The sequence below is a fragment of the Roseateles sp. GW821-FHT02E12 genome, assembly GCF_059421665.1.
This window is the reverse complement of sequence record NZ_JBWKVK010000004.1, coordinates 598,586-612,255: the sequence shown is the minus strand read 5'-3', so window position 1 is coordinate 612,255 and position 13,670 is coordinate 598,586. Positions and strand designations below refer to the sequence as shown.

At 63.5% G+C, this 13,670-nt stretch carries 15 protein-coding genes; all 15 read left to right on the top strand.

Annotated elements, in window-relative coordinates:
- The first annotated feature begins 59 nt into the window (after positions 1–59).
- The 15 genes from AC07V5_RS25570 to AC07V5_RS25500 all read left to right on the top strand — a co-directional run bounded on the left by AC07V5_RS25570 (position 60) and on the right by AC07V5_RS25500 (position 13,658).
- Complete coding sequence (locus AC07V5_RS25570; protein WP_495118451.1) at positions 60–605, top strand: Wadjet anti-phage system protein JetD domain-containing protein; 546 nt, start codon at positions 60–62, stop codon at positions 603–605.
- Positions 606–767: 162 nt separating this feature from the next.
- Positions 768–1,127 (top strand): hypothetical protein, encoded by a 360-nt coding sequence (locus AC07V5_RS25565; RefSeq protein WP_268149257.1) that lies wholly within the window; start codon positions 768–770, stop codon positions 1,125–1,127.
- Positions 1,128–1,212: 85 nt separating this feature from the next.
- Positions 1,213–2,529, top strand: a complete 1,317-nt coding sequence (locus AC07V5_RS25560; RefSeq protein ID WP_088481198.1) for a TolC family protein — start codon at positions 1,213–1,215, stop codon at positions 2,527–2,529.
- Positions 2,526–3,707 (top strand): efflux RND transporter periplasmic adaptor subunit, encoded by a 1,182-nt coding sequence (locus AC07V5_RS25555; protein WP_088481197.1) that lies wholly within the window; start codon positions 2,526–2,528, stop codon positions 3,705–3,707. Before AC07V5_RS25560 ends, AC07V5_RS25555 begins: the two co-directional genes overlap by 4 nt.
- Before the next feature lie 13 nt (positions 3,708–3,720).
- Positions 3,721–6,888: an efflux RND transporter permease subunit gene (locus tag AC07V5_RS25550; RefSeq protein WP_088481196.1), complete on the top strand. Its 3,168-nt coding sequence runs from the start codon at positions 3,721–3,723 to the stop codon at positions 6,886–6,888.
- Positions 6,885–7,226 carry a P-II family nitrogen regulator gene (locus AC07V5_RS25545; RefSeq protein ID WP_268149253.1) on the top strand — a complete coding sequence of 114 codons (342 nt, stop codon included), beginning with the start codon at positions 6,885–6,887 and terminating at the stop codon, positions 7,224–7,226. Before AC07V5_RS25550 ends, AC07V5_RS25545 begins: the two co-directional genes overlap by 4 nt.
- Before the next feature lie 39 nt (positions 7,227–7,265).
- Positions 7,266–7,607, top strand: a complete 342-nt coding sequence (locus tag AC07V5_RS25540; RefSeq protein ID WP_378990667.1) for a zinc ribbon domain-containing protein — start codon at positions 7,266–7,268, stop codon at positions 7,605–7,607.
- Positions 7,608–7,720: 113 nt separating this feature from the next.
- A complete protein-coding gene (locus AC07V5_RS25535) occupies positions 7,721–8,155 on the top strand; it encodes a hypothetical protein (protein WP_268149251.1) in 435 nt (144 codons plus the stop codon).
- Positions 8,152–8,550: a hypothetical protein gene (locus AC07V5_RS25530; RefSeq protein WP_378990665.1), complete on the top strand. Its 399-nt coding sequence runs from the start codon at positions 8,152–8,154 to the stop codon at positions 8,548–8,550. The genes AC07V5_RS25535 and AC07V5_RS25530 overlap by 4 nt, the downstream gene beginning before the upstream one ends.
- 32 nt (positions 8,551–8,582) lie before the next feature.
- A complete protein-coding gene (locus AC07V5_RS25525) occupies positions 8,583–9,314 on the top strand; it encodes a hypothetical protein (RefSeq protein WP_268149247.1) in 732 nt (243 codons plus the stop codon).
- Positions 9,304–10,599 carry a hypothetical protein gene (locus tag AC07V5_RS25520; RefSeq protein WP_158218120.1) on the top strand — a complete coding sequence of 432 codons (1,296 nt, stop codon included), beginning with the start codon at positions 9,304–9,306 and terminating at the stop codon, positions 10,597–10,599. The genes AC07V5_RS25525 and AC07V5_RS25520 overlap by 11 nt, the downstream gene beginning before the upstream one ends.
- Before the next feature lie 301 nt (positions 10,600–10,900).
- Positions 10,901–11,218, top strand: coding sequence for a hypothetical protein (locus AC07V5_RS25515; RefSeq protein ID WP_144397096.1), 318 nt, complete (start codon positions 10,901–10,903; stop codon positions 11,216–11,218).
- Between the two features lie 144 nt (positions 11,219–11,362).
- The gene (locus AC07V5_RS25510) at positions 11,363–11,713 is read left to right on the top strand and encodes a CzcE family metal-binding protein (protein ID WP_144397095.1); all 351 of its coding nucleotides are present in this window, start codon (positions 11,363–11,365) and stop codon (positions 11,711–11,713) included.
- 155 nt (positions 11,714–11,868) lie between these two features.
- Positions 11,869–12,249 (top strand): DUF2946 family protein, encoded by a 381-nt coding sequence (locus tag AC07V5_RS25505; protein ID WP_088481193.1) that lies wholly within the window; start codon positions 11,869–11,871, stop codon positions 12,247–12,249.
- A gap of 107 nt (positions 12,250–12,356) precedes the next feature.
- A complete protein-coding gene (locus tag AC07V5_RS25500) occupies positions 12,357–13,658 on the top strand; it encodes a TolC family protein (protein ID WP_088481192.1) in 1,302 nt (433 codons plus the stop codon).
- Positions 13,659–13,670: the final 12 nt, after the last annotated feature.

The following is a 13,670-nucleotide window of genomic DNA, read 5'->3' as shown; positions in this document are numbered from 1 at the left end:
TTGGAGCGGCTGGAGGGATCCCGAGAACAGCTTCACCATTGAGTGTGAGCGTCCGAGTGATGTATAACGGGCACGCCCTGGATGTCTGTCGGCCGTATCTAGGCCTGTCGCCCACGCATATCGACGGGGTTGAGCCGATGGGCGAGGTCGACACATTGCTGACCGTCGAGAACCTATCCACCTTCCATGAGTTGGCACGCCTTCCTTTGGCGGACCGGGGTTGCGCGTTGATCTACACAGCGGGCATGCCCAGCCCCTCATGGCTGCGGATCTACCGTCTGATGCTGAAGGCGCTACCTGATGCAGCTGAAGTCAGGCACTGGTGTGACATCGACGCCGGCGGGTTCCGAATTGCGAACCGGCTCGCCGCCGCCTGCCAAGATGAGGGGCGGGCACTCAGGCTGTACGGCATGGGTGGGGAGCTGAATAGAGAGACCCAAGAAGCAAGCGAGGGCGCCCGCAAGGCCCTCGACGATGGCGAGCTCCGGACGATTCGCCGGATCTGCGCGTCGCGCGACTGGAACCGGGAATGGGCCTTTGTCGACGAGCGAAAGCTTGCGTATGAACAGGAAGGCATGCGGGTCATCGTGCCGACGCCACGATAGTCAGGCGCCTCAGCTGTGCCTGGCGCTCGAGTCAAAGCTGCAGCGGGACGTACTTGGTCGTCTAGACAGATAGATTGAAGCGCTTCTCGAAGCGCTCTCGGATGACGAATTTGGGGGCGTGCTCGTCAGTCCTTCACGTCGACGCTGGCAATTCTCTTGGCCGTGGATACACTGCACCGCGTGAGACGCCTTTTCGTCATCCTGTTGATGATCGTCCTGCCGGTGCAGTTCACCTGGGCAGCGGCATCCGGGTTTTGCGGCCACGAAAGCGGCATTGCCGCGAAGCACTTCGGCCATCACGAGCACAAGCATTCCGGCCAGGCGCAGACCAAGGAAACCAAGGCGGCCAGCCTGTCGCATGCTGATTGCGAGATGTGCCATTTCGGCTTCAGCGTTCCGAGCGTGGATGTGCTGATCACCGCCGACTCACCCCCCAACCAGGATGTCTTTGCGGAGCCGCTAGAGCACGCGTCCCATATCCCTGGGCTGCCAGAACGACCTGACAGATTGCGCATCGCCTGATCCGGCGAGACGCGCGCTATCCCCTCTCTGACCTCGACGACGTCTCGTCGGATTCCCCGTTGGTTCATGCCACTAGGAGAATTCGATGCGAAAACGTTCGCTGGTACTTGCCAGCGCTGTGCTCATGTCCGCCGCCATGTGTTGGGTGGAGGTTTCAGCACAGCCGGCGTCTGCGCCGGCCGGTAAAGAGCCGGACCTGACCCTGGCTTTGGCTCTGCAGATCGCGGAGTCCAACAACGCCACCTTGCGGGCCACGCAGGCTCAGCTTGACGCCGCTCACGGCGCGCGCCGGGAGGCTCGTTCGCCGCTCTACAACAACCCGCAGGTGTCGATCGACCGCACGCGGCGGGATGTGCCGCAGGCAGGCTTGCCCACTGACCGCCGGTGGGAGTGGGGTGCGGGCATCACGCAGGCTTTGGAAATCGCCGGACAGCAGGGCCTGCGCCGTGACATCGCCGGCGCGTCACTCACGGCCGTACAAGAAGACATCGAGGCCACCCGGCGGGATGTTCGCGCCGAGGTGGCGCAGAAGTTCTTCCGCGTGCTCGGGCTGCAGCAGCGAATCACCGTCGAAGAACAGGCGGTGCGCCTGTTTGAAGGGACTGCCAACGCCGTTCAAAAGCGCAGGGCTGCCGGCGAGGACACCAAGCTCGACGCCAACTTAGCCGCCGTCGAGTCGGAGCGAGCGCATAACCAACTTGCCATGCTGCAAGAGCAGCGCGATGACGCCGCGGCTGAGCTAGGTGTCGCGATGCAGGCTGCCAGCCGCATCCTGCCTAAGGTTACCGGGGACCTGGAGCGAGGTCTGGATGCAGGTCTGCCGAACGTGGACGACCTGCTCGCGACAGCGTCCTCGCAGCCGCGACTGCGGTCGCTGACGGCGCGCGTCGACAGCGCGCGTTCCAAGCTTGGACTCGAGCGGGCAGGGCGGTACCCGGACGTCACAGTTGGCGTCAACGTCGGTCGGGAAGGCAGCATGGACGCGCGTGAGCGCCTCACCACGCTGTCGGTGTCCCTGCCCCTGCCGGTCTTCCGTCGCAACGACGCGGCCATCGGCCAAGCGTCCACGGACCTGACGCAGGCACAGATCGAACGCGAGGCGGCCCGGCGGGATCTCGACAGCCAGGTCCGGGTGCTCTGGTATCGCCTACAGAGCCTCAAGCAGAGGGTGCAGCGCCTTAAAGGCTCCGTGCTGCCCACGCTGGCGGACAACGAGCAGTTGTCTTTGAAGTCGCAGCGCGCGGGAGAGATTGGTCTCCTGGAACTCATCGTCGTGAACCGGCAGACGCTGGACGCGCGACGTGACCTCATCGACGCACTGGTCGATTTCCAGACCACCCGCATTGCCTTGGAACACGCCGCAGGGCGGGTTCCCGCCGAGGATCAAGGAACCCAACCATGAAGAACCGCCCAGTCGCCATCTTGGCATCGGTCGCAGCGATGGCCGTTGTCTTGGCTTTCAGTGGATGCGGCAAGTCCGACAAGCCTGATCCCGCCAAGTCTGCCGAGGCTCCCTCGGGAAAGGCCAGTGGTCCTGAAGGACTCAAGTTAGCGCCCGACGAGGCACAGCGTGCCGGCATCCAGTACGAGACCGTGCAAAACAAGCCGGTACCGGACGTCATCAGCGTCACGGCCACCATCCGCGTGAACCAGGACCGTATCGCGCGCGTCGCGCCGCGGGTCGAAGGACGCATCGTCGGGGTGTCGGCCAATCTGGGAGACCAGGTGAAGGCGGGGCAACCATTGGCCACACTGGACAGCCTTGCCATCGGTGAAGCTTCGGTGGCCTTGCTTCAGGCGCAGTCCACCGATCGTGCGGCTGAGGCGGACTTCAAGCGCGCATCCGCGCTGAACGCTGAGGAGATCATTGCGCAGAAGGACTTCCTCAGGCTCAAGGCCGAGCGCGAGCGCGCCGCTGTCGCCCTGCGTGCCGCCGAGGACCGGCTGAAGTTGCTGGGCGTGGATCCCAAGCGGCTGAGCCGCGTCGAATCCACGTTCCCGTTGACGGCGCCGCTGACTGGCACCGTGGTGCAGAAGAAGGCCACCGTTGGCGAATTGGGAACGCCCAGTGACCCGCTTTTCACCGTTGCTGACTTGTCGACCGTCTGGGTGGAAGCCAATCTCACCGAAAACCAGCTGGGCAAGGTGAGGCCCGGCGTCGCGGCGGGTGTGGTGGTGGCGGCCTATCCAGACCAGACCTTTCAGGGGAAGGTCACCTACGTGGCGAGTTTGCTGGACAAGGAGACCCGCACCATTCCCGCACGAATCGAGGTGGCCAACAGGGACGGCAGACTCAAGCCTGAGATGTTCGCCAAAGCGATCATCGATACGGGCGGCGACGCACCGACGTCTACGGCCATCAGCGTGCCAGATGCTGCCATCGTCCTCATGCAGGGGCAGCCGACCGTCTTCTTGTTCGCCAAGGGCGGGTACGAGCAGCGCGCCGTTGAGCTCGGCGACAAGCTCTCCGGACGTACTGTTGTCAAGTCGGGGTTGGTGGTCGGCGAGCAGGTCGTGATCGCAGGCACCTATGCGCTCAAGGCGCGCGTGCTGAAGTCGCAAATCGGCGACGAACACTGAGCAGGAGTCAACCATGCTCAATGCCATCGTCGACGCCTCCCTGCGCTACAAGGTCCTTGTCATCGTCGCCTTCACCGTGCTGGTGGGGCTGGGGGTACAGGCTTTCCGGGAAGTGCCTGTAGACGCGTTTCCGGACGTGACGCCCATACAGGTGAACATCTATACCGAATCCCCTGGCCTCGCTGCGGAGGATGTGGAGAAGCTGCTGACCACACCCATCGAAGGCGCCATGGCTGGCCTGCCGGGCGTGGAGGAGGTGCGTTCGGTCTCCCTCTTTGGCCTGTCCTATGTTGGCGTCTACTTCAAGGACAACGTCGACATCTACTTCGCGCGCCGCCTGGTTGGCGAGAAGCTGCAGGAGGCCAAGGAGCGCCTGCCGCAAGGCTACGGGGAGCCAGTGCTCGGACCGAACAGCTCCGGCCTTGGGCAGGTGTTCTGGTACACGATCGAGTCGGCGGACAGCAAGCTGACCGCGATGGATCTGCGCACGCTGCATGACTGGACAGTTCGGCTCATCCTGCGCACGGCACCGGGTGTGGACGATGTCATCTCTTGGGGCGGTCACGAGAAACAGTTCCAGGTCCAGATCGATCCGCGCAAGCTCATTAAGTACGGCCTGAGCTTTAAACAGGTGATGGAGCGCCTGGCAGCCAACAACAAGCAGGTCGGCGGCCAGTACATCAACCTCGGCGCGGAGCAGTACCTCGTGCGAGGCCTTGGGCTCGTCACAGGCACAGCTGACATCGGAACCATCGTCGTCGAGGAGCGCAATGGAGCGCCCATCTACGTTCGCGACATAGCCGAGGTGAAAGAAGCGCCGGCGTTGCGCTTCGGTGCCGTGACCCGCAACGGCAAGGAGACCGTGCTGGGCATGGCCCTGGCGCGCGTCAACGAGAACGCCAAAAGCGTCGTCGACGCGGTGAAGGCCAAGATCTCGACCGCCCAGGCGGCGTTGCCTAAGGGTGTAGAACTCAAGGCGATCTACGACCGCACGGAGATCGTCGCCAAGGCGTTGAAGACGGCCGAGAGCGCCCTGGTCGAAGGCTCGGTGCTGGTCGCGATCGTCCTGTTCCTGTTCCTGGGCGAGGTGCGCTCGGCCGTGGTGGTCATCGTGACCCTCCCGCTGGCCATGCTCATCGCCTTCCTGCTGATGAACCAGTTTGGTCTTTCCGCCAACCTGATGTCACTGGCCGGGTTGGCGATCGGGACCGGAATGATGGTCGACGGGGCTGTCGTCATGGTTGAGAACGCCTTCCGGCTTCTGGCCCACGCGAAGGAGTCGGGCGGGCCGATCGACAAGACGCACTTGATCCTCGAGGCTGCGCGCGAGGTGGCCAACCCGATCGCGTTTGCCATCCTCATCATCATCGTGGTCTTCATGCCGCTGTTTTCGCTCAGCGGTTTGGAGGGGAAGCTGTTCAAGCCGATGGCCCTGACCATCACCTTCGCGATGGCCGGCTCACTGCTCCTATCGCTGACCTTGGTACCGGTGCTTGCCGCTTTGATTCTCAAGCCTAAAGAGGAGAAGGACACCTTCATCGTGGCGCGCGCCAAGCGCGTGTACCTGCCGCTGCTGGACTGGGCGCTGGACAGAAAGCGCCTGGTCGTAGGCATCGCGGTCGTGCTGCTGATCGGCTCTTTGGCCCTGTTCCCCTTCCTGGGCAAGGAGTTCATGCCCCAACTGCAGGAAGGTTCCATCATGTTCCGGATCACCGGGATCCCGTCCACATCGCTGGATGAATCGATTCGGGTTTCGAACGAGGTGGACGCCAACCTGCGAAAGAACTTTCCGCAGGTGAAGACCGTGCTGGCAACCATCGGGCGCGCCGAACGGGGCGAGACGGCGGACGTGAACTACATGGAGGTGCTGCTGGAGCTCAAGCCGCAGTCCGAGTGGCCGGACAAGATCTCCTACGGTGGCCTGGCGTCCCAGATGCAAGAGTCGCTGGAGAAGCAGGTGCCGACGGCCGTCTTCGGCGCGACGCAGCCGATTCAGATGCGGGTGGAGGAACTGATCTCTGGCGTGCGCGCCACGTTGGCTCTGAAGTTGTATGGCGAGGATCTGAACACGCTGGACCGACTCACTGGTGAGATCAAAAACGTGCTGAACAAGGTGCCGGGCGTGGCCGACCTATCTGCCGAAGCCAACAAGGGCAAGCCGCAATTGGTCATCAAGGTCGATCGGGAGTCCGCAGCACGGTATGGGATCAATGCCGACGAGATCCTGGAGGTGGTTCAGGCCGGTATCGGCGGGGCCACGGTCAGCACGCTGATCGACGGAACCAAACGTTTCGATATCGCGGTACGCCTCGCTGACGAGTTCCGCGCCGACCCAGCTTCGATCGCGGCCATTCCGATCCGCACAGGGGAGGGTGCGCTCGTGCCGTTCTCGCAGGTGGCCAAGATCGAGATGGCCGAGGGCTACTCGTTTGTGCGCCGGGAATCGTTGCAGCGCTACTCCGTCCTGCAGATGGACGTCAAAGGCCGGGACGTGGACAGTTTCGTCAAGGAGGCCGGCACTCGCCTGACAGCTAACGTGAAGTTGCCGCCCGGCTACTGGGTCGAGTGGGGCGGGGCGTTCGAGAACCAACAGCGCGCCATGGCGCGCCTGGCGGTGATCGTGCCGCTGACCATCGGCTTGATCTTCATCCTGCTGTACACGGCATTCAACTCGGTCCGGCACGCGACGCTCATCATCGCCAACGTGCCCTTCGCCATCATCGGCGGCATCGTCGGGCTCTTCATCAGTGGCCAGTACCTGTCCGTGCCGTCAGCCATCGGCTTCATCGCGGTATTCGGCGTGGCCATGCTGAACGGCATCGTGATGGTCTCGTTCCTGAACGACCTGAGGCGCCAAGGCTTGCCGATTCGCGAGGCGGTGCGCCACGGGGCAGCGCTGCGCCTGCGACCGGTGCTGATGACGGCTTCGGTGGCCATCCTGGGTCTCATCCCGATGCTGATCTCGACTGGAGTCGGAGCGGAAACGCAGAGGCCCCTTGCCACGGTGGTGGTCGGCGGCCTTTTCACGTCGACGGCGCTCACCCTGCTGCTGCTGCCGCTCATCTACGAATGGTCCGAGTCCCGCGCGGCAGCACGTCAGGCCGCTAGGGAGCCGGCCGCGTCGCACGCCGCCAACGAGATTGGCGTGCACCACCCAGAACCACCCGAGGAGTCGACATGAAGCAGATCAAGGCCTACATCCATAGCCATCGCGCAGCAGACGTCATCGAGGCCATCAAGTCCACGAAGGCCTGGGAGATCCTGGACGGCGACCCGCATCACTACCACCTGAGCGCCACGCCTTCGCAGGGAACCCTTCCGCCGATCGACGACGCCGAACAGCACTTCTCCGTCAACCTCGGCCTCGCGGTGGTCAACGAAGTGCGGCTCGAGCTGCATTGCGACGACGACTGCGTCGATGAGATCGTCAAGGCGATCCGACGATCGGCGCGCACGGGCCAGCGCACGGCTGGCTGGGTCTACGTCACGACGATCGACGCCGCGCACGAAATTCATTGAACCGGCGCGGGAACTCCGCGCCCTACGAAGGAGCAACACATGGGATTTTTGGATCGACTGCTGAAGAGCGGACTGGGCGGTCACGGGGGCGGCGGGTACCACGGAGGGGGACGCTCGCGCGAGGGCGGACATGGAGGTCACGGCAGCCATGGCGGTCACGGGGACGGCTACTACCCGCCTGCGCAGAACGTACCGCCCCAACCAGCTACGGCCGCGTCCAGCGGCTTGATCTGTGCCAAGTGCGGCACTCCAGGAGCGTCCGGTGCACGGTTTTGCAGCGGCTGCGGCGGCCAACTGGTGGCTGCCGCCTGCCAGGGCTGTGGGACGCCGTTCGCCCCGGGCGCACGGTTCTGCAACCAGTGTGGCAGGCCGGCGCCGTAGTAGCTATGAATCGACGTACTGTGATTGCGTGCCTTGCGACTATCGCGGGACCGCTTTTGTCTGGCTGCGCGGAGCGGCCTCTGAAACCACCCGACGACAGATACTGTTTCCGGGTGAAGACCAAGACAGGATCGAAGCCGACGTGCACGCCTGCAGCAGTGCCAGATCTGGCGGCAGACGCACAGGCGAAGAAGTTCGAGCCCGTTCCAGGCAGCCTCGTCGTCTACCTCGTGCGCCGGCGGTGGGGTGATGTGGTGAACGTGGTTAACGTCGGGGTCGATGGCGGGGCTCTGGTGGCAACCACGCCGGCGTCATTCGTCAGGTTGATCCTGACGCCGGGTTCTCATCGGCTGGGCTATGAGTGGAAGAAGGGCAAGGGCGACCTTGAACTTCGTGGAGACGCCGGCCAAGTGCTCTTCGTGGAGCTGATCGGCAGCCTTTGGTTCTGGAACGAGTGGTACCGCCTGGAAATGGCTGATGCCTCTATCCGGGATAGGGCGATCAAGAGTCGCCTGGTGGCCGACGTGAAGGTGGCTGGAAGTGAATGATGGACAAGAGGCGACAGGACATTGAGAAAGAGGAAATGGCTCCCGACCTTCCTCCTGAATCAGCGGCGGCGCACTTCGAGGCAATCGGCAAAGCCATCGGCGACATTGACGTGATCGTGCGAGGGCTCCTCGAGCGGACGCCACCGACCAAGCCCTGGCAGCGCCAGCTGAGAATGCATCTCCAGGACGCGGATCGTCACGTTGAGATCCTGCGCCTGGCGATTTCTCTCGAGCATGACCTGACCGAAATTCATGACTCAGCGCGCAAGCTCAAGCAGGTGATCGAGACTGCCAACGTGCAGGTCGTGGGCGGACGCGCTGACGGAATTACTCGCAATGCCTTGATGGTCGCGTACCGGAACGCCTCCCTGCTGAGCTGCTTGCTTGCACCCTGAAGCTGAACCGATCGCGTTGGAGGAGAACTGCGATGACCGACGGCCGAGCAAAAGCCCACGAGCGTTACCACGTTGCTATGGTGGAAGTGAAACGCCGCCTGCGCGCCGTCAACCGCATCCTGGGCGCCAAGAAGTCCCGCACGCTCACTCTGGACACGGACAACGAGTTCTCCTGGCTCCAGGTGCGCAAGGTCATTGAACTGGTGGCCTTCGCGGGAATTTCATCGGACGAGGCGCGCTATGCCGCATTGCGCATGGAGGCCAAGGACAACCCGGACTACACCCGTGACTGGAAGGTCGGAGACATCCTGAAGCGACTCTCGAAGATCACGCCGCACTTCCTGCCGATCCCTATTGGCAGCGTCCAGGTGATGGGCGACGGCCTGTGGCACTTCAATGAGGGGAAGGAAAAGCAGACCCTTGAGCGCTTCGTCGAGATTTATGAGCGCGCCGGCGAGCACCTTCACGTGCCCAACCCCTTCGGCGAGGTCTCTCTGGAACAACACCAGCAACTGGTGACCTCGTCGAGGAAACAGCTTTACAAGGACGTTCTGTACCTGACCAGCGTGCTATGGACGCATGCCAAGGTTGGTCTGGAGTTCGATCCTAAGGATGACGAGCCGCGTGGGGCGGCCAATCCGATTTCTGCGTGGCTGGTTCAGCTCGGGAAGCCGGAAACGGACGAGGTTCGCGTCGTGCTGGCAGAAGGGATTGATCGACCCGAAGGACGTGCCGACAAGGAGGACGTGCCAAGTGACGAATGAATCAGCGCTGCCTTTGACGGCGCTTTGGCAGAACGAGTTCAACGCCGACAACCTGATCGACTACGCACGCGCGTCGAAGGATTTGTCGGAGTACATCCGCGTGCTGGTCAAGGAGGGCTACCGGCACTTGGTCGTGCCTAGCCGAGGCGCAGTACCGTTCATCAGCGCTGCCGCGGCTGCCTGGCGTCTCGATATCCGATCGCTGCCGACCTATGACGAGCGCTTGAAGGAAATGAGTGAGCTGACCTACTCCCCGTTCCATCAGAAGCTCATCCTGCCGTTCTCCGCCGACCCGCAGGACGCAACGCAGACTACGGCGGCGATCAGGCGCTACTGGAGCCGCGTTCTTGCTGGGATCGTGCGACGTGACGGGACTGATCCCTACCTCACGTTCTACAAGGTACTGGTCGAAAACCTGGCCAAGAGGAACTGGCTGGCAGCGCTGCCCAGCAAGCTCCCAACCGAGAACTTCATCTTCGTGGACACGGTCGTATCAGGGCGTGCTATCTGCGAAATCTTCAGGGCCTTCGAAGAGGTTGGACTCGACAAGTGCCACTTCATTCTGATCGTCGACGCCCGGGGCGCGGAGGTGGCGCAGCGGTACCAGCGGGAGATCAAGGCGATGGCGGATCAGGGGCGGTGCACGGTTCTCCCCGTCAACAGGCTTTTCACGGAAGACCGCGGGCCTGCCGTCAGTGGGGTCTGGAGCACGGTCTATCCACAGATACTGGATGCCGTCCGACAGCGGTTTGAATGGGCAAGGGATGCCTATGGCGCAGGTACGTTCTATCACCAGGTGTCGAGCTCACAAGTGAAGCCTCGTCAGGGCATTGGGACCCCTGACTACAACATGCCAGTCACGCAGATGTATGCATCCCTGTATGTAGGCATCTCGACGGCAGTGAGGGCGCTGCGAGACGCCGAAGCGGCGGAGAAGAAGCTGGCCGATCAGGTCGGTCGCGAGTCGAGCGCCTTCGCGGAGATGCTTGCTGAGCGCCAGGCCGACATCGATCTCGACCTTCGCCGCCAACTCGAATACCAGCTCATGAAATTCCGGGAGGCTGTGGAGGAAATGAAGCCGTACAGCCCTTTGGACAAGGAGACAACCCGGATCCTGGCCGAACCCCGCGTTCATGAGGCGCATCCGGACGCCGTTGTGACGGTCTCAAGTTCCCACCTTGTGCGTGTCACGCTGCCTGACTCAGAGATCTCCCGGGTGATGCTCGAGGCTGAGCGGGAAATTGCGTTGGGCAAGGACGTGCTGGATGACGACTGGTTCCGGTAGGCCTACCGAGAACTGGAACGCGGTGGCGAGACCCGGCTGGCGTGTTCGAGCCACCGCGGCCGCCGCATCAGTGTTGATCTGTGGTCTGTTTATCCACGTGCTCAGCGCCAGCCACTTGCGTTGGATTCCTCAAGTTGGAGCTGCCCCTGGCCCATCGATCAGCGTCAGACTTGTACCCCTGCGCCGCGCGGCACCTGAGGTCGTCGCGGCCGTCCCTGCTAGAAGGCCTCAAGCGGCAAGCTCACGGACGGGATGGAATAGGGGCGCCGCGAGCAACGCGCAGCCGTCGGGCACGGCTCCAATGGCTGGTCAGGATGTAAATGCCGACAAGCAGCCAGGTGAGCCAGAACAGCTTGAACCCGGCACCGTGCCACCGCCGATCCGTCTTGATCTTGGCGTGGCCATGGCCGGCGCGCGCCCGGAGTTCCGCAGGATGGCCGATAGCGCTGGCGTCGCACTCCAGCTCGGCGGGCTGTCGAAGGACGAACGCATCGCGCTTGCAATCACTCGGACCGAGAAGCGCGATTGCCTGGGGCCGCGCAAGGACCTGAAGGCAGACCTGGTCCAGCTCGCGATCTACCTGCACACGGTGGCCAGCGGCAAATGCAAAGGACAGTAGCCGCGGGTCACGCTGGCGCCAACATGACGGATTTGTAATGCGAAGGCCACGCTTCCCGTTGGGGACGGATTTCTAAAGTTCCTTCCATGGTGAACGCCTCAGGTGGCTCTCCCGAGTCACCCGTCCGCCGAAGTAGGAACTCTCATGAACCGCACCATTTCCGCCTCCGCCCTGATCGCCAGCCTTGTGTTCGCCGTGGGCGCTGCCCAGGCAGGTACTGCCGCTGGGAACGACCGCATGTTCAACGGCAAGTCGGTCCACGGCGAGGCCGTCACCGCCACCCAAGGCGCGCGTGTGGTCAAGGTCGATGCTGGCAAGGCCATCAACGTGAACTGCGGCGACGTGGTGACGTTCCAGAGCGCGGGCAAGAGCTTCACGTGGAAATTCAGTTCCGCCAGCCATCGCGCACTCGACGTCCGCGACATCGCGCCCCAAGGCTTCACCGACAAGAAGTTGATGGTCTACGTGTCCCGCGCCGATAGCGAAGGCGCATGACCCTCCGAGCCCTGCGATCCGCGGTCGGAAACGAACCGCGGGTCTGGGCGAACAGCTTCCAGTAAGGCGAAGCACCGCTGCTTTGCGAACGATTTCACTGGAACAGCCAAGGCCAATTCACCCTCGTTTAACCGTTTCAAGACACAATCCGGTCCATGCGTCGCTGGCTGACCATCCTTTTGCTGTTCATCCTGCCCGTCCAGTTCGCCTGGTCGGCAGCGGCAGCCTATTGCCAGCACGAGCAGATCCCTGCCAAGGCGCACATCGGTCACCATGCCCATGAGCATGGGGTACCCGGTGATGCCGGATCCAAGGTGTCCGGCAAGCATCTCGACGACAAGTCGCCTTCCAAGGGCGGCAAGCTGCTCGGGGACAACGACTGTGGCTATTGCCAATTGAGCTTCGCGAAGCCGCTGGTGCCCGTCGCGCTGCAATTCGACAACAACGTCGCATTCACTCTGGACCCTGCGTCCAACCAGGCCTTCCGTTCGCGCGGGCCTGACCTCCTCGAACGCCCCAACTGGCGCGTCGCCTGATTCGGCGAGCGCAGTTTCGTTCCAACCCCTCTCGTTTGATGCGGCCCTAGCCGCAGCACTGCACTCGCCGAAACCCTCGCGTTGTCCCTACAACCCTGGAGTTTTCGATGCGCAGAACCTTCGTGCCGCTTGCATGCGCGGCACTCATTTCCTCCCTTGCCCAGGCGCAGTCGTCTGGGATCCCTCCCGCTTCCGCTGACGTTCAGATCGCTCAGGCGACAGTACCAGCCACCCCGACGGTCGCCCCGCAAACCACGCCGTTGTCCTTGAGGACGGCGGTCGACACGGCGCTGGCACAGAACCCCCAGCTTCGTGCCGCCGCAGCCGAGCTCGATGCCAATGACGGCACTGTCCGCCAGGCCGGCCTCATCCCGAATCCGGTGCTTGGCGTGGACCAAGAGGACCTCAAGTCCGGCACCCGCGTCACGACGATGCAACTCAGCCAGACGCTGGAGACCGGCGGCAAGCGAGCGGCGCGGGTTGAGCTGGCACAGCGCGGCAAGGACATTGCAGCGCTGGATCTGATCGCTCGCCGCGCTGACATCCGTGCCACGGCCGTCCAGGCCTTCTTTGACGCACTGACGGCCCAAGAGCGCGTCAAGGTCGCTGAAGAATCGCTGCGGATCGCCGGCAGTGGCGTTGATGCCGCCGCACGTCGGGTGACCGCCGGGAAGGTGTCGCCCACGGAGGAGACGCGCGCTCGAGTCGCTGCTTCAACCGCTCGAATCGATCTGCGCCAAGCGCAAGCCGAGAGTTCGGCCGCGCTGCGTGCGCTGACCGCCGTTATGGGCGTGCCTGAGGGCACCATCCAGCGCCTGGACGGCAGCGTCGACGTGTTGCCGGTAGCCCCGTCAGCGCCCGACATCATGGCGCGGCTGCCCGATGCGCCGGCCGTGCGCCGCGCTTTGCTTGAGGTCCAGCGCGCCGATGCGGGCTACACCCTTGCTCGTGCCAAAGGCGTGCCGGACGTGACTGTGGGCGTTGGTGCCCGCCGCGCCCAGGAACTGGGTCGGACGCAGGCTGTGTTCAGCGTGTCGGTGCCGCTTCCGTTCTTTGACCGGAACCAAGGCGCCCAGTTGGAGGCTCTGCGTCGCCGGGACGCCGCGCAAGCCAACGCCCAGGCCGAGGAGCTGCGCCTGCGCTCTGAAGTGCTGCAGATGGCAGACCTCCTGCAGGCGCGCAAGGACGAGGTCGAAGCGCTGCGCCGCGAGGTGCTGCCTGGTGCGCAGAGTGCTTACGAGGCGGCCAAGACCGGCTTCGAGCTCGGCAAGTTCAGCTTCCTGGACGCCCTCGATGCCCAGCGCACCTGGCTTCAGGTCCGCAGCCAGTACTACACCGCGGTGGCCCAAGTTCACCGCACTGCTGCAGAGATCGACCGCCAGCTCGGCACCACGACTGATCGCCCCTGAGGCACACCCAAC